This is a genomic window from Acinetobacter courvalinii (genome assembly GCF_014635545.1).
Lineage (GTDB): Bacteria > Pseudomonadota > Gammaproteobacteria > Pseudomonadales > Moraxellaceae > Acinetobacter > Acinetobacter courvalinii.
The window spans coordinates 1387579-1411839 of sequence record NZ_BMDA01000001.1 but is presented as its reverse complement, the minus strand read 5'-3'; the positions used below and the strand labels follow the sequence as shown (position 1 = coordinate 1411839).

19 protein-coding genes are annotated in these 24261 nt (G+C 42.9%); 11 read left to right on the top strand and 8 right to left on the bottom strand.

All coding sequences use genetic code 11. The features are described from left to right. Window positions 1–58: 58 nt before the first annotated feature. Window positions 59–1228: an MFS transporter gene (locus tag IEV39_RS06315; RefSeq protein WP_167510600.1), complete on the top strand. Its 1170-nt coding sequence runs from the start codon at window positions 59–61 to the stop codon at window positions 1226–1228. Window position 1229: 1 nt separating this feature from the next. Here the strand turns inward: IEV39_RS06315 and IEV39_RS06310 are convergent, their stop codons facing one another. Further along, the gene (locus IEV39_RS06310) at window positions 1230–2720 is read right to left on the bottom strand and encodes an amidase (RefSeq protein WP_005285496.1); all 1491 of its coding nucleotides are present in this window, start codon (window positions 2718–2720) and stop codon (window positions 1230–1232) included. Window positions 2721–2922: 202 nt separating this feature from the next. On the opposite strand from IEV39_RS06310, the gene IEV39_RS06305 reads away from it, so the two are divergent. Further along, window positions 2923–3402, top strand: coding sequence for a hypothetical protein (locus IEV39_RS06305; protein ID WP_032869232.1), 480 nt, complete (start codon window positions 2923–2925; stop codon window positions 3400–3402). A gap of 47 nt (window positions 3403–3449) precedes the next feature. Here the strand turns inward: IEV39_RS06305 and accC are convergent, their stop codons facing one another. The 5 genes from accC to IEV39_RS06280 form a co-directional block, all read right to left on the bottom strand. After that, window positions 3450–4814: an acetyl-CoA carboxylase biotin carboxylase subunit gene (gene accC / locus IEV39_RS06300; RefSeq protein WP_005285498.1), complete on the bottom strand. Its 1365-nt coding sequence runs from the start codon at window positions 4812–4814 to the stop codon at window positions 3450–3452. Between the two features lie 17 nt (window positions 4815–4831). Beyond that, the gene (gene accB / locus IEV39_RS06295) at window positions 4832–5254 is read right to left on the bottom strand and encodes an acetyl-CoA carboxylase biotin carboxyl carrier protein (protein WP_005285506.1); all 423 of its coding nucleotides are present in this window, start codon (window positions 5252–5254) and stop codon (window positions 4832–4834) included. Between the two features lie 27 nt (window positions 5255–5281). Next, window positions 5282–5731: a type II 3-dehydroquinate dehydratase gene (gene aroQ / locus IEV39_RS06290; protein WP_005285507.1), complete on the bottom strand. Its 450-nt coding sequence runs from the start codon at window positions 5729–5731 to the stop codon at window positions 5282–5284. Window positions 5732–6456: 725 nt separating this feature from the next. Continuing rightward, window positions 6457–7479 carry an ABC transporter substrate-binding protein gene (locus IEV39_RS06285; protein ID WP_005285510.1) on the bottom strand — a complete coding sequence of 341 codons (1023 nt, stop codon included), beginning with the start codon at window positions 7477–7479 and terminating at the stop codon, window positions 6457–6459. Then, complete coding sequence (locus tag IEV39_RS06280; RefSeq protein ID WP_005285512.1) at window positions 7480–8070, bottom strand: ANTAR domain-containing response regulator; 591 nt, start codon at window positions 8068–8070, stop codon at window positions 7480–7482. It abuts the gene before it with no gap. 535 nt (window positions 8071–8605) lie between these two features. On the opposite strand from IEV39_RS06280, the gene IEV39_RS06275 reads away from it, so the two are divergent. The 5 genes from IEV39_RS06275 (at window position 8606) to IEV39_RS06255 (ending at window position 17868) form a co-directional block, all read left to right on the top strand. After that, a complete protein-coding gene (locus tag IEV39_RS06275; protein WP_005230145.1) occupies window positions 8606–9958 on the top strand; it encodes an MFS transporter in 1353 nt (450 codons plus the stop codon). A gap of 28 nt (window positions 9959–9986) precedes the next feature. Next, window positions 9987–12533 carry a nitrite reductase large subunit NirB gene (gene nirB, locus IEV39_RS06270; RefSeq protein WP_005285516.1) on the top strand — a complete coding sequence of 849 codons (2547 nt, stop codon included), beginning with the start codon at window positions 9987–9989 and terminating at the stop codon, window positions 12531–12533. A gap of 11 nt (window positions 12534–12544) precedes the next feature. Continuing rightward, entirely contained in the window at window positions 12545–14164 is a 1620-nt protein-coding gene (gene nirD, locus IEV39_RS06265) for a nitrite reductase small subunit NirD (protein WP_005285518.1), read from the top strand. 318 nt (window positions 14165–14482) lie between these two features. Then, window positions 14483–17263, top strand: a complete 2781-nt coding sequence (locus IEV39_RS06260) for a nitrate reductase (RefSeq protein WP_005285521.1) — start codon at window positions 14483–14485, stop codon at window positions 17261–17263. After that, entirely contained in the window at window positions 17260–17868 is a 609-nt protein-coding gene (locus IEV39_RS06255; protein WP_005285528.1) for an NTP transferase domain-containing protein, read from the top strand. Before IEV39_RS06260 ends, IEV39_RS06255 begins: the two co-directional genes overlap by 4 nt. A 15-nt stretch (window positions 17869–17883) precedes the next feature. Here the strand turns inward: IEV39_RS06255 and IEV39_RS06250 are convergent, their stop codons facing one another. Beyond that, window positions 17884–19038 carry a YbfB/YjiJ family MFS transporter gene (locus tag IEV39_RS06250; RefSeq protein WP_032883148.1) on the bottom strand — a complete coding sequence of 385 codons (1155 nt, stop codon included), beginning with the start codon at window positions 19036–19038 and terminating at the stop codon, window positions 17884–17886. 258 nt (window positions 19039–19296) lie between these two features. Between IEV39_RS06250 and IEV39_RS06245 the strand changes: the two genes are divergently transcribed. Next, window positions 19297–20196: a LysR family transcriptional regulator gene (locus IEV39_RS06245; RefSeq protein WP_005285530.1), complete on the top strand. Its 900-nt coding sequence runs from the start codon at window positions 19297–19299 to the stop codon at window positions 20194–20196. A gap of 110 nt (window positions 20197–20306) precedes the next feature. On the opposite strand, the gene IEV39_RS06240 is transcribed toward IEV39_RS06245, so the two are convergent. Further along, window positions 20307–20756 carry a hypothetical protein gene (locus tag IEV39_RS06240; RefSeq protein WP_005285531.1) on the bottom strand — a complete coding sequence of 150 codons (450 nt, stop codon included), beginning with the start codon at window positions 20754–20756 and terminating at the stop codon, window positions 20307–20309. Between the two features lie 594 nt (window positions 20757–21350). On the opposite strand from IEV39_RS06240, the gene IEV39_RS06235 reads away from it, so the two are divergent. From IEV39_RS06235 to IEV39_RS06225, 3 genes are all read left to right on the top strand, one after another. Further along, the gene (locus tag IEV39_RS06235) at window positions 21351–21566 is read left to right on the top strand and encodes a hypothetical protein (protein WP_005285532.1); all 216 of its coding nucleotides are present in this window, start codon (window positions 21351–21353) and stop codon (window positions 21564–21566) included. A 169-nt stretch (window positions 21567–21735) separates the two neighbouring features. Continuing rightward, a complete protein-coding gene (locus tag IEV39_RS06230) occupies window positions 21736–22185 on the top strand; it encodes a hypothetical protein (RefSeq protein ID WP_005285542.1) in 450 nt (149 codons plus the stop codon). 344 nt (window positions 22186–22529) lie between these two features. Beyond that, window positions 22530–23984: a SulP family inorganic anion transporter gene (locus IEV39_RS06225; protein WP_005285544.1), complete on the top strand. Its 1455-nt coding sequence runs from the start codon at window positions 22530–22532 to the stop codon at window positions 23982–23984. Window positions 23985–24261: the final 277 nt, after the last annotated feature.

Sequence of the window (24261 nt, the reverse complement as noted above, 5' to 3'; positions counted from 1 at the left end):
AAAATAAAAGCATTTTTATTTCATCGGCTGGAATTTTTAGCTTAGTGTCCCTAGTTCAATGCCATCACTTACAATCAATACTCGGCTGTCAGGCTTCTATTTTTTCTACTATTCCATCGTTGGGACTTTCATGCCGTATTGGAACCTGTATCTACAAGATCAGGGGTTCAACTATCAAGAGATCGGCATTCTTTCGTCAATTGCCATTATTACCCGTTTCTTTGCACCGCTGATTTGGGGCTGGATTGCAGATAAATCAGGTAAACGAATGCTACTGGTACGTATTGCTACCTGGATGGAAGCCTGTATCTGGTTCGCTATATTTGTGATTCCAAATAGCTTTCAATCGGTTGCATTATTGATGCTGATTTTTAGCTTCTTCCAGAATGCTATTCTGGCGCAGTTTGAAGGGGTGACCTTATTCTGGCTGGGTGAGAAACGAGCTGAACTGTATGGCAAAGTACGGAAGTGGGGTTCAGTCGGGTTTATTGTCGGGGTATTTGTGATTGGTGCCTTACTGGAGATTATTCCGATCGCCATGCTGCCAGTTTTACTTTTAGCGATTTCATTTCTGGCCTTTCTTTGGTCATTTAGCATTAAGGAACCAGAGCATGCGCCGAGCTCGCAAAAAAAATTACAACCCTTGTGGCCTGTTCTAAAAAAACCAGTTGTAGCGGCATTCTTTAGTATTGAATTTATTTTATTATTTTCATTGGCACCTTTTTATAGTTTCTATAGTAATTTTCTCAAAGAGATTGGATTTAGTACCACACAAATCGGTAGTTTGTGGGCGATGGGGGTGATCGCCGAGATTGTCATGTTTGCGGTCGCGCAAAAAGTCTTTTTTACCCGCTTTTCTTGGCGGACACTGGTGGTGATTTGTCTGTTGCTCACCAGTCTGCGCTGGTGGCTGGTGGGGATATTAGAGAGCAATTATATTGGACAATTACTCACACAATGCTTACATGCCTTTAGTTTTGGCCTGTTCCATCTGATCGCCATGAAAGTCATTTTCCAGAATTTTTCGGCAGAGCAACAAGGCCGTGGACAAGCGCTGTATAGCACCATGTGGGGCTTAGGCGTAGCGTCTGGCAGCTTACTGGCAGGGCACTACTGGCAGATGCTTTCAGGCATGACCATCTTTTTCTGTGCCAGTGCTGTAGTGTTATTGGGGCTATTATTGGTGGTATGGCTACCGAATCAAGTGGAAACAGCAGCCAAAAGCTAGTCTAGAGCCGGATATGCTGATATTGAGGCATCCACGGTTGTGCCTGTTCAAGCTGTGCTGCCAGTTGTAGCAAGCGATCTTCCCGTCCAAACGGCGCGATAAACTGACTACCCAACGGCAAGCCTTGTTTATTCCAGTAGAGGGGAACGGACATGGCCGGCAAGCCGGTGAGATTGGCTAACTGGGTAAAAGGGACCCAGCTCAGGTTGTCCTGTACCATTTTTTCGACCAGTTTACCTTGAGCGAGATAATGTGCTTTGCCCAGTTTTAACAAGCCTTTCAAAATAGGTTTCTGCCACGTCGGTGTGGCAACTTCACCGTTCTTTGGCGCCACCGAAGCGGTGCTAGGGGTAAGATACAGGTCATATTGTTCAAAGAAAATATTCATCTGGGTGCTATAGAGGCCCCAATTATCAAGGGTATGAATATATTCTGTTGCCGTAGTTTTGGCTCCAAAAGCGGCTAATGCGATTGAATCCAGTTCAAAGTCCTGATCGGTTGCCCCATATTGCTGTTTGATTTGTGCCTGCATATAAGAAAACTGGCTAAACCATGTGGTCACGAAGTCTTTTGCCAAGGCCAACCCATCAATTTGGGGTTGATCTTCCACCACCATATGTCCCAATGATTCCAGCAATTTTGCAGTTTGTTGCACTGCTTGAATAGCATCTTGAGATACTTTGGTGCCAATCGGGGATTGAGTATTAAACGCGATTCTGAGCTTTTTAGGTGCTTGTTGAATGATGTCACTGTATTTTTGTGCTGGCGCTTCAATTCTAAAGAGTGAGGTTTGTTCAGGGCCTTGCTCGGCATCAAGCATGGCCGCACTATCACGTACAGTTTTGCTTAGAACATGCTGCATGGCTGCGCCGTGCATGGCCTCACTGAATTGTGGTCCCCACGGCGTACGTCCGCGACTAGGCTTTAAGCCAAATAGACCGCAATAAGAAGCGGGGATACGGATGGAACCACCGCCATCACCTGCACCCGCAATCGGGACAAGACCTGCCGCTACCGCAGATGCTGAACCGCCTGAAGAACCGCCGCTATTATGCTTTAAATTCCACGGGTTATGGCATGCACCCCATGCATCAGGTTCGGTAATGCCTTTAATGCCAAACTCTGGCGTATTGGTCCGGCCAAAAGTGACAATACCGGTATTTTCCCAGCGATTGACAATTTCAGCATTAAAATCAGGGATGTAATTGCGATTTTTAAGGGCATGACTACCATAGGAGGTCGGAATGCCTTGGTATTCCTGAAACAGATCCTTCACCAGAAACGGAACACCTGCAAATGTGCCAGAACGTTGTTGGCTTGCGCGCTGTTTTGCCTGTTCATACATGGGAATAATCACAGCATTGAGCTTGGGATTGACCTGTTGGGTGCGTTGTAGTGCAATGTCCAGCAATTCGGAAGCCTGGACTTGTTTTGTTTTGACTAGTTGGGCGAGGCCAAGACCATCGTATTGCACATATTCTGAAAACTTCATGGCTTTTATCCCTAAAGCTAAATTGTTATAAAGTAAAAATAAATATAAGTTGTAAAATAGAATACCTGAAAAAATAACAGAACAATCAATTAAATTACATGCCAAAAATATTGTGTTTATATGGTTATGAATGCGTGTTTTTATCAAAAAATATGCTAATTTAAGCGCATGCACCGTTTTAGATGACGACTTAATTAAATCTATGAAAAATATTTATATTATTGGATTATTATGGGCTTGCTCAACATGGACTATGGCCGAGACGGTCGTAAATAACAAGACAGCACCAACGCCTCAGCAAGTGGCTAAAGCGAATGCGATTCGTGTAACCACGCGCCCTGAAATTATGGGGTTATGGGGAATGGAAATTCCAAATAATAAGAAATGCGTGGAATACTATAATTTTCGTGGTTCCAGCGATGTAGTGATTAAAAGCGGACAGGAGTGGTCGTACGGTTTATATGATTATCAGCCTTCTGAGGATCATCAAGAGCGTTTACCTGCACTGATCTTGCAGATCAAGTATGACAATAATGAAAAAGATTGCTCTGGCCAAGCGCAGGATCAAACAGGCGAGGTTTCCCAATATTTCGTAAAATGGTCAAACGATCACACCATTGATTTCTGTGCCAGCGAGAAGGGCGATAAATGCTTTGCAACCTTACGCCGCGTATTACCTTAATCAATAAACAGATATAAAAAAGCCTCTTAAATAAGAGGCTTTTTTATTTAGGCTTTTTCAGCTTGCGGTTCAAGCTGTTTGAGCAAATGCTTTTCGAGGTAATGAATATCCATTGCCTGTTCACAGAAGTTCTTATCTTGCAGGATAAGATCTTTATGCAATGGGATATTGGTTTTAATTCCTGTCAAAATCATTTCATCTAAGGCTTGGCGCATACGGGCCAGAGAAGTTTCACGATCTTTACCATGGGCAATCAATTTTGCAATCATTGAATCATAGTAAGGCGGAATGCTATAACCTTGATAAATATGTGAATCTAGGCGAATGCCCGCACCACCCGGTGCATAGAAGCTTTCAATCTTGCCTGGTGAAGGCAGGAATGTAGTCGGGTCTTCGGCATTGATACGACATTCAATCGCATGACCTTTAACTTCGATTTGTTCCTGTTCAAGCGCTAAGCCTAAACCCGCAGCAATACGAAGTTGCTGTTCAATAATGTCGACGCCTGTCACCATCTCAGTCACAGGATGTTCAACCTGAACACGTGTATTCATTTCAATAAAGAAGAATTCACCGTCTTCAAACAAGAACTCGAATGTTCCCGCGCCACGATACTGCATCAATTTACAGGCATTGACACATGCTTCCAGAATATCCGCACGCGCTTGTTCTGGTAAGTTTGGCGCAGGTGCTTCTTCTAGCACTTTTTGATGGCGGCGCTGTAACGAGCAGTCACGATCATATAAGTGAATCGCATGACCATTCCCATCACCGAGAACCTGTACTTCAACATGGCGAGGTTTCTGTAAGAAACGCTCCATATACACGGTATCATCACCGAACCACATTTCAGCATCACGCTGTGCAGCCTGAACTGATTCCAGCAGGGTATCGACACGTTCGACAATACGCATACCACGACCACCACCACCAGAAGCGGCTTTTACGATCAATGGAAAGCCAATTTCTTTGGCTTCAGCAAGTGCGTTGTGAATGGTAACCGCATGGTCACAACCCGGTACGGTTGGAACACCCGACTTTTTCATGGCAATAATGGCAGAAACCTTATTTCCCATGAGGCGGATATGTTCAGGGCGAGGACCAATGAAAATGAAACCTGAGCTTTCTACAATTTCGGCAAATTCAGCATTTTCAGACAGGAAGCCATAACCAGGATGGATTGCATCTGCACCTGTAATTTCTGCAGCAGTAATAATTGCAGGAATATTTAAATAGCTTTCACTTGTGGTACCTGGCCCAATACATACTGCTTCATCAACGAAGCGTAAATGCATTAAGTCTTTGTCGGCATCTGAATAGATACCTACTGTTTTAATGCCAAGAGTTTTACAAGCCCGAGTAATTCGTAAAGCGATTTCACCACGGTTTGCAATTAATACTTTTTGCAACATCGGAATCCCCAGACAAATTAAGCACGGTAGCGGAAAAGTGGTTGACCGAATTGGATCACTTCGCCGTTTTTCACTAAAATTTCTTCAATGACACCGCTCTTGGTTGCTTCGATCGGGTTCATGATTTTCATCGCTTCGATGATACCGAGTGTTTCACCGGCAGAAACTGTTTGACCTACATTTACAAATGGTGCTTCACCCGGGCTTTGTGCGGCATAGAACACACCAACCATTGGAGAAGTTTCAACAGCACCACGTGGTGTTTTTGCTGCTGGCGCTGCTGGGGCAGACGCTGCTGGCGCTGTTGCAACCGGTGCTGCTGCATAAACAGGTGTAGGACGAGTTAACGAGATGGACTGGTCACCCTCCTTAACTTCAATCGCCTGTAAGTCAGATTCAATCATCAAGTCGATGAGCTTCTTGATTTTACGGATATCCATGAGTGAGCATTCCTAATGTGTTTAAAATTAGTTAGAAGATTGAATTTTTTCGATAGCGTAATCGAGTGCAAAGGAATAACCCTTCGCACCTAAGCCACAAATCACGCCAATGGCCTTATCTGATAAATATGAGTGATGACGAAATGCTTCACGCGCGTGAACATTTGACAAATGAACCTCAATAAACGGGATCGCAACGCCGAGCATGGCATCGCGTAAAGCAACCGATGTATGGGTCAGGGCAGCAGGGTTGATAATGATGAATTTCACCCCTTCAGCTTGTGCCTGATGAATGCGATCGACAATCGCACCTTCCCAATTGCTTTGAAAAGAATCTAGTGTGAGTGATGCGTGTTTAGCCTGAGCAGTGAGTTGCTGGTTAATATCCTCTAAAGTGAGATAACCATAAACTTCTGGTTCGCGCTTTCCTAGCAAGTTCAAATTCGGTCCGTGAATCACCAAAATGGTTGAGCTCATTCAGCCTGCTCCAATTCTAAAACTGCAAATGTTTTTTGCAAGATGTCTGCAAAGTTTGCTTATTATGGCATAAAATTCTGCAATTTTTTTATAATTTGTTTTAATCAATGAAGAATGTTGCATACCAAGCATGGTGCATATAATGAAAACTTTGCAAGGAATTGGCAATGTTAAAATATGACAAATTTCAGCGTATTTTCGTTTTTTTGTATTTTAAACTGAATTACCCCATTTCGTTCATGGGATTTGTGTAACTCAGCAGTCAATCTGGCGGCTGGCTGTTGATTTTTATATCGTATTTTAAACACTAAGGGATAGTCGGATTGCTTTGAAAAGCTGAATGCAGCTTTGGTTTTTATTTGTTTAAGTTTATGTTTTTAAAATATTTAATCTGAGTGTTTGGTCGTGAATTTTCCTGCTATGGGATCAGATAAAGATTGATTTTTCATATAAACAGCTGGGCCTGATCAAGTTGGAGATAAAGGTAGGATTGTTGGTAGGCATACTGCTTATGGATTGAACATTAGGGTTGTGATGACCATTGGCAAAAATGATGAAAACACGGGTTTTAGATGGCAGTTAATGACATAAAAATGTCCGAAAAAGATATGCATGAGTTCCATATCATAACAATCACTTAAGAGCTGACTTTTGATTGGCGTCAGTTCTTATGGGTCTTTCAATGCTGTCTTGGAACTTCAAGACAGCTTTTTTTTGTCTGGGATTTAACTTGCTTGGGCTGCCTGATAAATCGAGCCTAAGATACAGTGCTGTGCCTGCTCAAGATAAGTGCTTGGTTTTGGCTCCAAATCATTCCATTTATGCATTTGCTGAAACAGCCTTTCAAAATCTTCTACTTTAGGTTCAGCGCTGTTTTGCACTAAATTACGGATAATCTTCTGAATGCTAAAATATTTCTCGACATGAATCTCCGCTGAACATGGAAATTGAATCACATCAAACTCAACCAGCATTTGCCATACCTGCCTAAAGTCTTGCAGTTCCCGTAATTCCTGTTGGGCTTTCAGAATGGCACGGCTGAGTGCAATTAACGTATTGGGATGCTGTCTGGCCCAGTCCTGTGTTACGGCAAGCACCTTATCTGCAACACTCGGGATGATCTGTTGGCTGGAGCAGACAATATGGCTCAGGCCCTGAATTTCAGCTTGTGTATTCCAAGGTTCACCCACACAAAATCCATCGATCAGATGATTGCTGATGGCTTCTACCATATACGGTGGCGGTAAGATTTTCAGCTGAATGGATTGTGCCAATTCAGGACTGGCCAAGGCCAACCATTCTCTTAAGCCGTAATGATGAATTGAATACTGAAATACATGCGCGAGGGATAAAGGGTGATTATTCTGGATATATTCAACGATTTTTTGCGCAGAAGACTCGGCCGAATCGTGAGAATCAATATTCAGTTGATAGCAGAGTTTTTGGCTGATGCTAATAAAAGCGCGATTTTCACTCAGTACCAAAGGTGTTTGCAACGGAATGCCAATCTGGTCAGCCCCGATGGCCGCCGCAGGAAGCATTGCCGATAAGCAATGCGCTGCATCCAGCAGGCCAAAGGCCAGTCGATCGCGTAAACTGGCCCAAGAAGCTTCTTTGACCAGATTTACTTCTAAGCCGATTTCAGCAAAAAAACCACGCTGCTTGGCCCACAGCAGGGCAACACAGTCGAGTAAAGGAATATAGCCCAGTTGTAATTCAGTTTTTTCTAATGCGACAGAATGAATCATTTACTCATCCTTTAATTGATTATTTAACAGTTGCTGGGCATCGAGCAGGCGCCGTGCCATTTCTCCGATGGTCATACGATGGCTCATGGCATTTTTTCTGAGCAGTTGAAAGGCGGTATCTTCAGTCAGCCCATGCAATTGCATCAGCAACACTTTGGCTTTTTCAATATCTTTGCGGTCAGCCAGTTTGGTCTTGGCATCTTTGAGGTCACCCTCCAGCTTTTTATGTTTCTTATATTGCTCAATTGAAATATCCAGAATGGTATGTAAACGACTGGGGTCAATACCATCAACGATATAAGCAGTAATACCTGCATCAATGGTTTGCTTAATGGTGTCCTTATCTGCATTTTTGGTGAACAGCACGGTCGGAAGGTCAAAGTTGCTGACACAGCTTTCAATCACATCGCGATGTGGATGCTCCATATCCAGCAGAATCACATCTGCTTGGAGGTGTTCCAGTTTAAATAAATTGAAGTGATCCAGCGTAAAACAAGCCACCACATCAAAGTCATGTTCAATCAAGCATGCTTTTAGGTATTCAGCCCGAGCCTGGTCGTCATCAATAAGAGCGATCTTGAGTTTCGGCATAAGTATAAAGGTCAAAGGCTAAGTCAAAGCACATTTAAGGTCATGTGCGGTATAGGATAGAGACGATTGTTTTGAAGCAAATTTAATGCCAGTCAATAACGGGTTAAATCTGAAAATGCATTCATTGCCAGATGTTGCATAGATAGGAGTGTACTGCAATTAATAGAAAGAAAAATGAAAAAGCATTGACTCGCTAATACAAAATAAATTTGCACATTCGTGGTGCAAAAAAAGAGTTTTTTTGAAGCAATTTCAATGCTGCGTTAAAACAGTTCATTTCTTGTTTTTATAAATGGAGTGACAAAAAAGAATCAATTTTTAGAAGAGTGATTGTATTTTTAATCTATATAAAACAAATACTTGTATTATTAACAAAGTTCTATTATTAAAAGTTGGCATAGCAATTGCTGAATATTCCATGAGTCAAAGATGACTTATAAATGTTTAAGACGGCCAACGATGTCCGATCTGATCGATTTGTTGACACAACCTGATGTGTCAGCAAAGCAAATTACGTTCAGTATGGGAGATGGCAATGTCTATAGATTTATCTGCTAAAAAAGCAACTTCAATCAAGTTATTTAACTTTTCTGCACCAGCAATGCGGGCATTCCACATGAGCTGGCTGGCTTTCTTTGTTTGCTTCTTTGCCTGGTTTGCCTGCGCGCCGTTAATGCCGGTGATTGCTGGTGAATTTCATTTAAGCAAAGACCAAATCGCAAATATCAATATTGCTGCTGTCGCCATCACCATTGTGGTTCGCCTTATTGTCGGGCCACTGTGTGATAAATATGGCCCACGTAAAACCTATACTGCTTTGTTGCTCATTGGCAGCATTCCAGTATTTGGTGTGGCCGCTGCTAACAGTTATGAGTCTTTCCTGTTCTTCCGGCTGCTGATTGGTGCCATCGGTGCCAGCTTCGTGATCACGCAATACCATACCAGTATTATGTTTGCACCCAATGTGGTGGGAACCGCCAATGCAACTTCTGCGGGTTGGGGCAATGCCGGTGGTGGTGCTACACAAGCATTAATGCCTTTGTTATTGGCTGCATTGGTGATGTTTGGTGTTGAGCAAGCGATGGGTTGGAGAATTGCGCTGATCGTCCCGGGTGTGATGATGGTGATTGTCGGTATCCTTTACTGGAAGCTGACCCAAGACAGCCCTCAAGGCGACTTTAAAGCATTGCGTGCACAAGGTGTGGTGGTTGGAAATGATAAAAAAGGCGGTGTTGCGATCTTGATGCATGCTGCACGCAACTATCGTGTCTGGATCCTGTTTGCCTCTTATGCCGCGTGTTTCGGTATCGAAATTTTCATGCACAACATCATTGCGATGTATTACGTCGAGCACTTCAATTTTGGCTTAAAGGAAGCGGGTCTGGCTGCGGGAATCTTTGGTTTATTGGCGCTGTTTGCCCGGGCGCTGGGTGGGCTGGTTTCAGACAAAGTCGCACTGAAAAAAGGACTGGATGGTCGTACCAAAGTGCTATTTATCCTGATTTTGGGGGAAGGCTTATTCCTGATGCTGTTTTCACAAATGAATAGCGTTGCGCTTGCCATGATCAGTATGACGGTTTTTGCGTTGTTTACCCATATGGCTTGTGGGGCAACTTATGCCTTGGTTCCTTTTATTGATCGTGATGCTTTAGGCGGTGTAGCAGGCATCATTGGGGCTGGCGGGAATGTGGGGGCCGTTGCAGCGGGCTTCTTGTTAAAAGGTATGGTCGATATTCAAACCTGCTTGATGGTGTTAGGTGGTCTGGTGGTGTTTGCCGCAGGTTCAGTCATGTTGATCCGCTTCTCAGTTGAACATAAAGAAAAAGAACAACGTCTGTTTGAACAGGCTGTTTTAGAACGTGGCTCAGAACACAGCAGCATAGCTTAATCATTGGACAGATTTTGGGAGAAACACAATGAAATTAGTGATGATTGGTCACGGTATGGTGGGACATAAATTCATCGAAGCCATCCTGGAGAAAGCGGATGATGAACTGGAAATTACCATTCTTGCTGAAGAACCACGTATTGCCTATGACCGAGTTCATTTGACTGAATATTTCTCTGGTAAGACAGCAAAAGACTTATCACTGGCGCGTTTTGACTTTGCCGATGCGCATGGGATTGACCTCCGGTTAAATACTAAAGCGGTGGAAATTAATGCAGCTGAGCAAACGGTGACCACCAATTACGATGATGTGATTCATTATGACAAATTGGTCTTGGCGACAGGTTCATATGCCTTTGTTCCACCGATCTCTGGTAATGACCGTGAAAACTGTTTTGTGTATCGTACTATCGAAGACTTGGATGCGATTCGTGCTGCAAGCTTAAATGCGAAGACAGGTGTGGTGATTGGTGGTGGTTTATTGGGTCTGGAAGCAGCCAAAGCGCTACGTGATTTAAATCTGGAAACGCATGTGGTGGAATTTGCGCCACGTTTAATGGCAGTACAGATCGATGATCTTGGTGGCAAAGTTCTACGCCGTAAAATTGAAAATCTTGGGGTTAAAGTTCATACCCAAAAAGCGACGCAATGTATTGAAGCGGGTGAAAGCGCAACACATGTGATGAAGTTTGCGGATGGCAGCGAGCTGGAAACAGATATCATTTTATTCTCAGCAGGGATTCGCCCACGTGATGAATTAGCGCGTGTCAGTGGTTTAGCGTTGGGTGAACGTGGCGGGATTAAAATCAATGATTATTGCCAAACCTCAGATCAACATATCTATGCGATTGGTGAATGTGCACTGTGGGACAATAAAATTTATGGCTTAGTCGCACCGGGCTATGACATGGCACGTATTGCAGCAAAACATATTCTAGAAGAAGAAACCCATTGTTTTGCCGGTGCAGATATGAGCACCAAGTTGAAGTTGATGGGGGTTGATGTGGCATCTGTGGGTGATGCGCATGGCATGACCCCAAACTCACTTAGCTATTTTTATGCGGATGAGGATGCACTGGTTTATAAAAAGATCGTGGTCGATGCAGATAAAACCAAGTTACTCGGTGCAGTCTTGGTCGGTGATGCCAAAGAATACAATGACTTGCTACAAATGATGCTGAATGGCTTGACGCTTCCTGAAACACCCGAAAGTCTGATTATGCCTGGCTTTGCCGATTCAGGTACCAAAGCAGGCGGCAGTGGTGTCGATTTATTGCCTGATAGTGCCACCATTTGTTCATGTAATAACGTCTCTAAAGCCGATATTTGTCAAGCGATTTGTGATGGCTCAACCTCACTGGGTGCTTTGAAGAAATGTACCAAAGCAGCAACAGCCTGTGGTGGTTGTGCACCTTTAGTCACACAAGTGTTGAAGTCTGAACTGCAACGCCAAGGCGTTACGGTGAATAACCATGTCTGTGAACACTTCCCGTATTCACGCCAAGAAATTTATCACTTGGTTCGTGTCAATGAAATCAAGACCTTTGATGATTTGATTCAGCAACATGGTCATGGTCTAGGCTGTGATATTTGTAAGCCAATGGCGGCCAATATTCTGGCATCGTGCTGGAATGATTTCGTACTTAAACCCAGCCATGCGGGTCTACAAGACAGTAACGATTACTACTTGGGTAATATTCAAAAAGATGGTTCTTACTCGGTTGTGCCACGTATGGCAGGCGGTGAAGTCACACCAGATGGCTTAATTGCCGTGGGTCAAATTGCCAAAAAATATAACCTGTATACCAAAATTACCGGTGGACAACGGGTCGACTTATTTGGTGCACAAATCCATCAACTGCCGTTTATTTGGGAAGAGCTCAACGCAGCAGGTTTTGAATCGGGTCATGCTTACGGTAAATCCTTACGTACCGTGAAATCTTGTGTCGGTAGTACCTGGTGCCGTTATGGTGTTGATGATTCTGTGGGTTTGGCGATTGAACTTGAGAATCGCTATAAAGGCTTACGTTCACCACATAAACTAAAAATGGCGGTGTCGGGCTGTACCCGTGAATGTGCTGAAGCGCAAGGTAAAGATGTCGGGGTGATTGCCACCGAGAAAGGCTGGAACCTATATGTTTGCGGCAATGGTGGCATGAAACCACGCCATGCCGAGCTACTGGCATCTGATCTGGATACTCAAACCCTGATTCGTTATATCGACCGTTTCTTTATGTTCTATATCCAGACTGCCGATCGTTTACAACGTACCAGCGTATGGCGTGACAATATGGAAGGTGGCCTGGATTATCTCAAATCAGTGATTGTGGATGATTCCTTAGGATTGGCCGAAGAACTCGAAAGCCGTATGAGCCACGTGATTGGGACTTACCAAGATGAATGGCGTACTGCGGTTGAAGACCCTGAAATCCGTAAACGTTTCCAAACCTATATCAACGCCAGTGCAGAGGAACAAGCTGATCCACATATTCAATTTACTCAAGTACGTGATCAGATTCGCCCTTTGAATGATGCTGAACGTTCAGTCGATCGTATCCCCATGGTTGAAGCATAAGGAGCACTCAAATGACCAGTTTAAAGAACATCAATATGCTGCCAGAAAATCAATGGGTTGAGGTCTGCGCGCTAGATGACATCACACCAAATACAGGTGTCGGCGCATTGATTGAAGGTCAATCGGTGGCGCTGTTTCGTGTCGGTCACGAAAAGCGCATTTATGCGCTTAGTAATAAAGATCCATTCAGCCAAGCCAATGTAATGTGTCGCGGCATCATTGGCGATTTACAAGGTGAACGCGTGATTGCATCGCCGATTTATAAGCAACATTTCAGTTTAGCGACGGGTCGTTGTTTGGAAGATAAAGATCAAAAGCTGTTGGTTTTCCCAACCAAAATTGAAAATGGTCGGGTGTGGGTCGGGGCTGTTCCGCAAAAGACTTATATTACCAACAATGGCGTTGCTCAAGAAAAGCTGAAACTGGTGTTGATTGGTAATGGTTTGGCGGGGATGCGCTGTCTGGAAGACTTACTGGATATGGCACCAGAGCGTTATGACATCACCGTGATTGGCGAGGAACCTTGGGGCAATTACAACCGGATTATGTTGTCGCCCGTACTTTCCGGTGAAAAAACCATTGATGACATCATGCTGCATCCACATGCGTGGTATCGTGACAAAGACATCAAATTTATTGCCGATGACCCTGCAATCAAGATTGATCGTACTCGCAAAGTGGTACATACCGAGAAAGGTGAAAGTGTTGATTATGACCGTCTGATCATTGCCACAGGTTCATCGCCGTTTATTCCACCTGTGCAAGGTGTGGATTTAAAAGGCGTGATCAGCTTCCGTGATATTTATGATGTCAACACCATGATCAAATATTGCGAGAGCAAGAAGAATGCTGTGGTAATTGGTGGCGGTTTATTGGGTCTGGAAGCGGCCTATGGTCTGAAACAACGTGGCATGAATGTGACTGTTCTGCACTTGATGGATCGAATCATGGAACGTCAGTTGGATGGACGTGCCAGCCGTATGTTACGTCATAGTATTGAGCAAAAGGGTATCAATATTATTACCGAAGCCAATACTGAAGCATTGCTTGGTGTAGACGGTCATGTCAGTCAAGTCCGACTTAAAGATGGAACGGTACTGGACGCAGATTTAGTCATTTTTGCGGTCGGGATTCGCCCGAATATTGCATTGGCTCAACGTGCAGGACTGCGTTGTAACCGGGGCATCTTGGTGAATGACACCATGCAAACCTTTGATCCAAGTATTTATGCCGTGGGCGAATGCATTGAGCATCGTAATCAAACTTTTGGTCTGGTTGAGCCACTGTGGGGACAAGCCTTTATTTGTGCAACGCATTTGGCTGAACATGGCAGCTTAACCTTTAAATCACCGACTGTACCAACACAGTTAAAAGTCAGTGGGGTGGATGTATTCTCGGCTGGAAACTTTGAACCGAAAGAAGATTATGAAGACATCATCCTCAATGATGACAAGCGTCAAATTTATAAACGTATCATTATCCAAAAGGACAAAGTTATTGGTGCGGTTCTGTTTGGTGATACCGAAGATGGTATGTGGTATGCCGAGTTGATTGCAGATCAAACTCCTGTTTCTAGCTTTAGAAACAAGCTGTTATTTGGTAAGGATTTTGCAATGAAAAAGGCAGGGTAAAAGCTAACTTTTTCGTGAAGAATAGGTTATGCATTAATGGCATTGCCGCATATTTCATGTATGGGCTGATGTTATTTGTAAAGGCATGGCCTTACTTTTCAAGGATGAAAAGTAACAAAAATCCTTTGTTGAGCTGACGGTACATCCTTGTTACCGCAGCTCAACAAGGCGGCATCCATGCCGCCTGTCACGATAGTGTGTGATGAGAAAAATCTAGTTTTAGAAAGTTTATCCATAAGCTGAAACTGGAGAAGAACTCAGAATGATTTTTTAGTTGAGTGTAAAGTTCAGCGGATTAACTAGGTAAAAGGGGCAGTCATGAACAGTATTCAAAATTTAGAACACAGTCGCTCCGATCAAGCAGAAACAATTATTACCAAAACAACCTGTCCTTATTGTGGTGTAGGTTGTGGTGTGGATGTCAGTGTCCAACATAAAACGCATGGCACGACGGTACAAGTTGCAGGAAGTCTGGATCATCCTTCCAACTTCGGACGGCTCTGCATTAAAGGCAGTAACTTAGCCGATACGCTAGGCTTGGAAACCCGTGTCTTGCATCCGATGTTTGGCCGTAAAAACCATCGTCAAGTCACAACATGGGATCAGGCGATTGAAAAAATTGCAGACCAGTTCCAAGCTTGTATTGATCAATATGGCGCTGACAGCGTTGCATTTTATGTTTCAGGTCAGTTGCTGACCGAAGATTATTATGTGGTGAATAAGTTTGTAAAAGGCTATTTAGGTACCGCCAATATTGATACCAATTCACGCCTATGTATGTCGTCTGCAGTTGCAGCGCATAAACGTGCCTTCGGTGAAGATATCGTCCCTGCCAGTTATGAAGATTTTGAACATACAGACATGGTGGTTCTGGTTGGTTCTAATACCGCTTGGTGTCATCCTGTCTTGTATCAACGCATCATGCAGGCCAAGAGCAACAATCCTGATTTATTTGTGGTGGTGGTCGATCCCCGTTTTACCAGTACCTGTGAACAAGCGGATTTGCATTTGCCGATTCTACCCGGTCAGGATGTGGCTCTATTTAACGGCCTTTTTCAGCATCTTTATCATCATGATTACACCGACCATCATTTTGTAGAGACCTATACCGAAGGTTTAGCGGCATTGGTAGCTGCAAGTGAAAGCGAGCAAAATGTTAATGCTTTGGTGAAACGTACCGGAATTTCTGCAGAAAAATTACAACTGTTTTTTGATAAGTTTGCGCAAACTGAAAAGGTGATCACACTCTTTTCAATGGGCGTTAATCAGTCCTCTCAAGGCGTCAATAAAGCCAATAGCATTATCAACTGCCATTTACTCACTGGAAAAATTGGTAAATTAGGTGCAGCGCCATTTTCCATGACCGGTCAACCCAATGCCATGGGTGGTCGTGAAGTGGGAGGATTGGCCAATATGTTGGCTGCGCATCTGGAGCTGGACAATCCTTCGCATCAACAACTGGTACAAAGCTTTTGGAACAGTCCTGTGATTGCCAAGCAAGCTGGCTTAAAAGCCGTTGATCTATTCCAAGCGGTAGAGAGCGGCAAAATCAAAGCCATCTGGATTATGGCAACCAATCCAGTCGTCAGTTTGCCCGATGCAGATCAAGCCAAACGCGCCTTGGAAAAGTGTGAGTTTGTGGTGGTCTCCGATATTTGTGCAGATACAGATACCACAGCCTATGCCGATGTATTGTTACCTGCATTAGGTTGGGGGGAGAAAGATGGCACAGTCACCAATTCTGAACGCCGTATTTCACGCCAGCGTGCATTTTTAACTCCACCCAAGCAAGCCAAAGCGGATTGGTGGGCGGTAGCAGAGGTTGCAAAAAAACTCGGTTTTACGGGTTTTGATTTTAAGCATGCCTGTGACATTTTTAATGAACATGCGGCTTTATCGGCTTATCAAAATGCCAGTGTTGACCAACGTGAGCAAGTTGAAAATTTCCGTTATTTCAATTTAAAAGGCCTCATGAATTTAAGTCTGGACGAATATAACCATTTACGTCCAACACAATGGCCTGTGTGGGAGAAAGGGCAAAGCATCGCGGTGGAACAGTTATTTGATCGTGGCAGTTTTAGTCATAAAAACCAAAAAGCTAAACTGATTCCAACCGTTGCCATCGATCCAGTGCATGCGATCTCCGAAGATTATCCATTGGTGTTGAACACGGGACGGATTCGTGACCAATGGCATACCATGACCCGTACCGGTTTATCGGCAAACCTGACTACGCATCGTGCGGAACCATTTTGCGAGATTCATCCGAATGATGCGTTAAAATTCGGTATCCGTGATAAAGCTTTAGTGGAAGTCCGATCACAATGGGGTCGTTGTGTACTGCGTGTGACCTTGGCACAAGGCGTACGCCGTGGTCAAATTTTTGCGCCAATTCACTGGACTGAGCAAGTCGCTTCGGATGCGCGGATTGGTAAAGTGGTCAATCCAGTAGTGGATGCGATTTCAGGTGAGCCTGAATTTAAACATACCCCTGTGGCGATTCAGCCCTTCCATACCTCTTGGCAAGGGGTGCTTTATGTCCGTGAAGGTTTTGAACATCAGATTAAAGCATCTTTACAACGTTGTGCATGGTGGACCAAGATCAAAACGGCAAAAGCCATCCGTTATGAACTTGCTGATCGTCACAGTCTTGATGAGACCCAAAAGAATTTAAAAAGCTTGTTGCCTTTTGTCGATGAAACCTATGAATGGTTAAGCCTTGAAGATATTTCATCGCAACTCAGTCATAGTGTGATTTTAAAAGAGGGTATCCTGATTGCCAGTTTATATATTGCACCGGCTGAGTTATTGCCAAATCGGGATTGGGTGGCGAGTCTATTTAAACGTGAACGTTTGAGTGCCTTACATCGTAAAGCCTTACTGGCGGGTATGCCTATGTCCACTGCAAATAATGATGGACCACTGGTTTGTAGTTGCTTTAAAGTGGGTAAAAACAGGATTATTGAAGCCATTAAAACGCAAAATATCACGCATGAAAAACAAGTCACGGCCTGTTTAAAAGCGGGTGGAAATTGTGGTTCTTGTTTAGCTGAGATACGTGGCTTGATTAAAACCTGTCAACTGGAGGCAGAAGCATGAATATCGAATATCCCGCTACAGATCTGGTGATCCTGGCGGGAGGGCAAGCGCGCCGTATGAATGGCGTGAACAAGCTGCTGCAACAGTTTGATGATCAGATTCAACTGTTAAAAATTTCTGAGCACTTTAAGTATCAGGTCCAGCAAATCTGGGTGAATAGCCATCGTGACCGTTCGATTTACCAGCAAATTGCAACTGATATTCACTGTTATGCGGATGATCAAGCCGGGTTTTTAGGTCCATTAATGGGCATGAAAAGCGCGTGGTCACATGTCAAAACAGATCATGTATTATTTATCCCCTGTGATGTGACTTATATTCCCAATCAGGTTGTGTTGAAACTGCATCGGGCTTTAGAAAAAGCTCCTCAAGCACAAGTAGCCTACGTCACCATCAATGGAGATGGGTTATATCCATTTTGTCTGCTAAAGCGGGATAGTTTATCGGTGCTGGAACAAGCAATCGCTGACAACAAGCTCAGCTTGCGACCTTGTTTCCAACAACTGGAGGCGCAGACGGTGGCATTTCAGAAGCAAAGCTTGTTTTGTCATAGCATTAACTCCTTGGATGAGTTGCAACAATACAAGCAGATGAAGGTTTTTTAAATCCTCTGTTTCCGCTTAATGAATCGACTCAGCTGATTTTAGACTGATCAGTGTTGCAATCAATAATGCAGTCGCTGCGGTGATGAGTGAGCTATCGAGGGTGTGATACATTGAAAATAGGGTGTTTGCTATGATTGGCCCAATGATCTGACCGAGGCCATACACCACGGTCATGATGGCAATTAAATTAGTTTTGCTTTGACGTGTGATTCGCTGTGCCACCGGCATGGCAATGGTCACCGTTCCCATAAAGGTTCCACCTACCAGTAACGCGCTTAACAGATAACCCCATGCGGTTGGGATAATGATGGGTAATACTACACCGATGGCCTGTAATCCCAGATTAGAAGATAAAGCGACTCGTGTCCCCAGTCTGTCATGGAGATAATGCCAAAAAAAACAGGAAGGAATCGCACCTAAACCGAAGATTGCCCAGATGTGTGCCGCCTCAATATTTGGTAGAGCCTGTTTGACCAGCAAGGGTAAATAGGTCGCCGTGATAATGTAGCCAAAACCTGCCAGGGCATAGATCATAATCAATGCTATAGCTTTGGGTGCTTTAACATAGCTATGAGATAGATTCGATTCGAAAGCTGATCGGGGCTGAGCTCGGGATAACCCTGCAATAGCAACCAAACCCAGTATCAAACTCGATGCGCCAAGAAATAACCATAAGCTTTTACTCTGCCAACCCAGTTGTGTACCAAACACCAAAAGTTCAGCGGACAAGGTAATCCCAAGCCCTACACCAGCATATAAAATAGGGGCTTGATGGCTTTGTTTCTGTTGTTGTAGCAGCCATAACGAGGCTGAAACCATGGCGAAGGCACTCAATACACCGGCAAGACCACGAATAAAAATAATCACCGAAGCTGAATCCACATAAGCAAGCAGGATGAGGCAAAGTGTCGTACCTATAGTGGCAAATACTGAGGTGGCATAGCTATGCTGTGACTGAATCTTAATCGCGAATAAAGCCCCGAATAAATAGCCTGCATAATTGGCCGATGCCGCGATACTGGCACTATGTAAACTCAAGATGCCTTCCGCGATCATATGTGGATAGACTGCCGTAAATGCAAAGCGGCCAAAACCCATGCCAATCGCTATTATCAGTGCTGCACTGAATGCTGATTTAAGCGGGCCTTGCTTGGAGATTGCTGTATTCATCCTGCTCATTTTTTCAATACCACGATTTAATCACGAGAGTTGAGGTGATCTAAGGGCCGTGCTTTGCCAAACACTTTGGTGTCCACTAAAAACAACCCATAGCTCAAACTGCTTAAAATACAGATTAAAAATATAAGTTTAGAAGCGTTCATGCTGTATCTTCTCTAGATCCCGAAAAATTCAATAAGATTTAAACAATAGATGTTAATCATGTAAAATGATTTGAATTGATACCAACTATCTTTAATAGTGATAGCGATGCAGATTAAGTCTTTAGAAATATTTATGCGGGTGGTAAAGCTAGGTAGCTTTTCTGAAGCGGCGAAGGTCCTGCATACGGTGCAGTCCAATGTCACCAGCCATATCAAAAAACTAGAAACAGAACTGAAGGTTGAGCTGTTACATCGGCAAAATCCGGTGCAGCCCACCCGAGCGGGTATGCAGTTATATGGCTATGCAGAAAAAATGCTCCACTTACAAAAAGAGCTGCTGGATACATTTGCTCATCATCAGCTTGCTGCCAATTTCCCTTTAGAGATTGGCAGTATGGAGACAACGGCGGCGGTCAGGCTTCCAGCCTTATTTCGTGACTTACAAGAATCTACGCCTGATTTCCCTTTTGCATTATCAACTGCACCCAGCAGGGAACTGATTGATTTGGTGAAAGCTTCAAAGCTGGATTGTGCATTTGTTGCCAATCACGCCCCGATTGAAGGCATGTTTAATTTTCATGTCTGGACCGAGGAACTGGTGTTAATTTCTTCAAAAAAAGCACCCCCACAACTTTCTAAAGAATATCTGCTGCAAAAGAAATTTATTGCCTTTAAGCAAGGTTGTAGCTATCGAAAAGCAATAGATTTATTTCTGTCTTCATGGCATCTTCCGGCAGTCAACATTATTGAAATGGGGAGTCTGGATGGCATTGTGAGTTGTGTCAGTCTGGATGTGGGACTTGCGATTTTACCGATCAGTTATGTACAGCAATCGCATTTTGCCCAGCGGGTGCACATTCACGCTATAGATTTGCTTGAAGACATGCACACTTACCTTATTGCCGATCTTGATACAAACAAATGGGCAAGCAACATGCATCAATTTTTTGAGCATTTACAAATGATGTCTTTGCCGGATCAGCAAAGTGAAATAGTTCGCTTTTAGCTTGGCGCTGATATTTGTTTTTAATCAAGCTTTGAATAAGTTGAGGGTTGTTCGAGTATAAAATAACATCATCCCGTTTTATACTCGAATCGCTTATTTGAAATTTCAAGCTATTTTCTTTCCAGATATTTTACCACCTGGTCATAAATAGACTGTAAGTAAGGATTTAATGGAATTAAATCCTGTCCTGATTTGCTGCGAACATATTTAAAATAAGGGGTTAAAGGATACTGCGCACTTTCACAAACAATCACTTTAGGGAACCATTCCTTATGAAACTGATCGGCGGTAATATCGAGAATGACCCCATTAACCACCAGGTAACAGTGCGCGATTTCTGGTGTACGTGAAGAAATCTGAACTTTTCCCACCCGATAATCAGACTTGATATAATGGACATTAAGTAAATAATACTGCAACAGCTCACAAGCATCTGAACCACATTCCTTGGGAAATTTACTAAACGCACCAGTAATAAAGCCATTGGTTACGTGATCCAACGCTTCGCGAAAGGTGGTAGCAAGATGGGTTAAAGTCTGTATTTCATTTTGATATGTCATTGGAGCTTATTCTTCAAGTCATCAGCATTATCTCTAGTAAAACCTGAATAAATGTAAGATTTAACTAAATTTATTTATTAAATTGTTAACACTATTATCACATGTAACTTCAAAGTTATTCCGGCAAATTCTTTGTTAGGTGCTACTCAGCATTGAGCGAGAATTAGCTTATTTGTCTCATCTTTCTATAAGTTATACGCTTCACTATGTGTTTTACCCAGACAGGAGCGGGATTGCTTTGGCTTATTGTTTGCCAAAATTTTTGCTGATTTTAGAGCAGCTGTTGCAGGTACTTCAACAGTGGCAGTAATCGGGTTTTAATAAACGTATTTATTATCAATCTGACTTTACGAATATAAATTATGTTTATAAAAAATTAAAATCGTTATGTGGTTTTGTTGAGGCTCCCTTATGGCCGATTTAAATAAATATAAAAATTATTAGACTAATTATTTAAAAATTTTTTTTGTAAAGTTACACGTTCTATTGATTATACTTGAATATGAGTTGTTAATAAAATGTACAAGCCGTATTTTTAATTGATCTCTATGTCATATTATATAAATAAAGCTGGTTTATGGATTGGAGAGGACAATGAATAATATACAAAAGCTTGAACAGAGTATAACCCGGCTGGGTATAGGTGAGTTTTTATTCATCGGATACGGCTATGGCATCGATGAGATGCAAAATATTCTTCATTTTCTAAAAAATTTAGAAAGTCAGCAAATATTACAAATTGTTTATCAACATAAAGAACAGGAAAGCGGAAATAACCTAACCGATATCATAAAGATTCAAAAGTGTTAAAAGAGTCACTATTTAAAGTGCGGTTCTAGCCGAATCCTGAGTCAGCAACTCAGGATTTTCCTTATACATTACAGTTACATAGTAAAAATAAAACTAAACAATCATTACAAATGATAACTAGGATATCTCCATAATTTACCCTGTGTAGAAAATATGGAGGAGATAACAAATGCCACAATATTTGCGTATAGCGGAAAAAGTGTATAACAAGTTTAAAGATGAAAAAAAATTTACGCAAAAACCTGTTGAGTATTTAAATTTTTTAATTAAAGAAGTGCGCGAGGAAATCAAGGGGACAGAAATGAAATTGCTGTACCAGTATATCGATTTTCAGGAAGGTTTCCAAAAGCCGCTACGTGAAGATGCCCTGAATATTGATGTTAGCCTGGTGCCACATCATCAACATCGGGATGAATTCATTTTATGGTTAGCAGGTTTTATTGAAAGAATCACCATTGGCGGTAAGAAAAAGCTTCCTCCAATTCTGGAACATATTCCACCTGAATTTACGGTTCATTATGAAATTCAGAAACTGGTTCGTCCGCAGCCAGAGGATTGCTATGACGAATTGGTCTCCTATTTTAAAAGCGAAGAATTCAAACAACATTCAATGAGTTAAACAAGTTGTGCTAAAGAAGTATGAGGCTCCGAACCCCTCATACTTCTGCAATCGCTGGACTGCAGCGTACCGTCTTTATTGGCGGTATTTTTTTGCTTAAATAGACAGGAGATGGTCATTTAAGGATGTGAAGATACGGTTAGACATCATTTTATCCCTATGTTAGGCTAGCGCCACAATTCATTCTGATCTGTTCATTCATCTTATGCAGCTTACGCCACCCTAGTTGATTTCTCTTGCTTGAAAATTAACTCATCACTTTGACTAGTGATGTGGTGTAGTCGTGTGCATGTATATATCACATCACTGGCCTTTATTTAAAAATATACCAATAGGCTATTTCTATGTTATCCAATGTTCGGGAACAGTGGTTCTCCAATATTCGCGGGGATATTTTGTCCGGGCTTGTGGTTGGTCTGGCTCTTATACCAGAAGCGATTGCATTTTCCATTATTGCGGGTGTCGATCCAAAAATTGGCCTGTATGCTTCTTTCTGTATTGCGGTGGTGATTTCATTTGTTGGCGGTCGTCCAGCCATGATTTCTGCTGCAACAGGTGCCATGGCTTTACTGATGGTCACGTTGGTCAAGGAACACGGATTGCAGTATTTACTGGCAGCCACCATTCTGACAGGTGTATTCCAGATTATTGCGGGCTATCTCAAACTGGCCAAGTTGATGCGCTTCGTTTCTAAATCTGTGGTTATCGGTTTCGTCAACGCCTTAGCCATTCTGATTTTTATGGCCCAGTTACCGGAACTGATGCATGTGACATGGCATGTATATGCTTTTGTTGCCCTCGGTTTAGCCATTATCTATTTATTTCCCCTGATTCCGAAGCTCGGAAAGCTGCTGCCATCGCCGTTGGTGTGCATTATCATCATTACCCTGATAGCAATGTCTATGGGGCTGGATCTCAGAACCGTTGGCGATATGGGTGCATTACCGGATACGCTGCCGGTGTTTTTGTTACCTGATATTCCTTTAAATCTTGAAACATTGATGATCATCCTGCCTTATTCCATTCCCATGGCGGTCGTCGGCCTGCTGGAATCGATGATGACCGCCACGATTGTCGATGAAATGACCGATACGCCCAGCGACAAGTTTCAAGAGTGTAAAGGGCAGGGTATTGCCAATATTGCCTCGGGCTTCATGGGCGGCATGGCCGGTTGTGCCATGATTGGTCAATCCATGATTAATGTAAAATCAGGTGGACTGACCAGATTATCGACCTTTTGTGCGGGTGTGTTTTTACTCATTCTGGTGGTGTTTCTGAGTGACTGGCTCAAAGTCATTCCGATGGCGGCTTTGGTGGCTGTGATGATCATGGTTTCGATCAGCACCTTTGAATGGAAGTCGATTACCCAGTTCAGTTCCAATCCAAAGAGCAGTAATGTGGTGATGATCGCAACAGTTGGCGTGGTGGTGGCCACGCATAATCTGGCTTTAGGGGTATTAACCGGTGTGCTGCTATCGGCATTGTTCCTGGCCAATAAACTGGAAAATGACATTCATGTGAAGACCTCATTTGAAGGTCCGGCACGCTTATATGTACTGCATGGACAAATCTTTTTTAGTTCATCCGAAAAGTTCTTACATTGTTTTGACTTTAAAGAAGGGGTAAAACAGGTGGTTATTGATTTAACCCATTCGCATATCTGGGATGTGACTTCAGTGGCAATGCTGGATACTGTAGTGAGTAAATTCCAGAAAAATGGCGTCGATGTCACCGTCCGCGGACTGAATGAAGCCAGTTCAATCATGATTGATCAATATGGCACCCACTCCAAAATCTAAATGGGGGGGGTTAAAATAAACAAATAAAACCTCTGCGCTGGCAGGGGTTTTTGCTTTTCAGCGGCAGTTTTTTATCTTTTAGAAAAATGAAGCTTTGTAAGGTTGATCTGAAACTTTTCTTATACAAACAACATGCTTCACAATTTTATATAAATGCTGATTAAGCCATGAATATGCTTCGATTTATGATTGAATATGTTTAGGAAAATCAAAAAAGCCTTAGAAATAAACATTTTAATTTTATTGTAAATATGAAATTAAGTATTTGAAATTTAAT

What these genes read in the sequence shown, in the direction of transcription:
- IEV39_RS06315 (WP_167510600.1), top strand. Translation starts at nt 59, where the DNA reads ATGCCATCACTTACAATCAATACTCGGCTGTCAGGCTTCTATTTTTTC.
- IEV39_RS06310 (WP_005285496.1), bottom strand. Translation starts at nt 2,720, where the DNA reads ATGAAGTTTTCAGAATATGTGCAATACGATGGTCTTGGCCTCGCCCAA.
- IEV39_RS06305 (WP_032869232.1), top strand. Translation starts at nt 2,923, where the DNA reads ATGAAAAATATTTATATTATTGGATTATTATGGGCTTGCTCAACATGG.
- accC (WP_005285498.1), bottom strand. Translation starts at nt 4,814, where the DNA reads ATGTTGCAAAAAGTATTAATTGCAAACCGTGGTGAAATCGCTTTACGA.
- accB (WP_005285506.1), bottom strand. Translation starts at nt 5,254, where the DNA reads ATGGATATCCGTAAAATCAAGAAGCTCATCGACTTGATGATTGAATCT.
- aroQ (WP_005285507.1), bottom strand. Translation starts at nt 5,731, where the DNA reads ATGAGCTCAACCATTTTGGTGATTCACGGACCGAATTTGAACTTGCTA.
- IEV39_RS06285 (WP_005285510.1), bottom strand. Translation starts at nt 7,479, where the DNA reads ATGATTCATTCTGTCGCATTAGAAAAAACTGAATTACAACTGGGCTAT.
- IEV39_RS06280 (WP_005285512.1), bottom strand. Translation starts at nt 8,070, where the DNA reads ATGCCGAAACTCAAGATCGCTCTTATTGATGACGACCAGGCTCGGGCT.
- IEV39_RS06275 (WP_005230145.1), top strand. Translation starts at nt 8,606, where the DNA reads ATGTCTATAGATTTATCTGCTAAAAAAGCAACTTCAATCAAGTTATTT.
- nirB (WP_005285516.1), top strand. Translation starts at nt 9,987, where the DNA reads ATGAAATTAGTGATGATTGGTCACGGTATGGTGGGACATAAATTCATC.
- nirD (WP_005285518.1), top strand. Translation starts at nt 12,545, where the DNA reads ATGACCAGTTTAAAGAACATCAATATGCTGCCAGAAAATCAATGGGTT.
- IEV39_RS06260 (WP_005285521.1), top strand. Translation starts at nt 14,483, where the DNA reads ATGAACAGTATTCAAAATTTAGAACACAGTCGCTCCGATCAAGCAGAA.
- IEV39_RS06255 (WP_005285528.1), top strand. Translation starts at nt 17,260, where the DNA reads ATGAATATCGAATATCCCGCTACAGATCTGGTGATCCTGGCGGGAGGG.
- IEV39_RS06250 (WP_032883148.1), bottom strand. Translation starts at nt 19,038, where the DNA reads ATGAATACAGCAATCTCCAAGCAAGGCCCGCTTAAATCAGCATTCAGT.
- IEV39_RS06245 (WP_005285530.1), top strand. Translation starts at nt 19,297, where the DNA reads ATGCAGATTAAGTCTTTAGAAATATTTATGCGGGTGGTAAAGCTAGGT.
- IEV39_RS06240 (WP_005285531.1), bottom strand. Translation starts at nt 20,756, where the DNA reads ATGACATATCAAAATGAAATACAGACTTTAACCCATCTTGCTACCACC.
- IEV39_RS06235 (WP_005285532.1), top strand. Translation starts at nt 21,351, where the DNA reads ATGAATAATATACAAAAGCTTGAACAGAGTATAACCCGGCTGGGTATA.
- IEV39_RS06230 (WP_005285542.1), top strand. Translation starts at nt 21,736, where the DNA reads ATGCCACAATATTTGCGTATAGCGGAAAAAGTGTATAACAAGTTTAAA.
- IEV39_RS06225 (WP_005285544.1), top strand. Translation starts at nt 22,530, where the DNA reads ATGTTATCCAATGTTCGGGAACAGTGGTTCTCCAATATTCGCGGGGAT.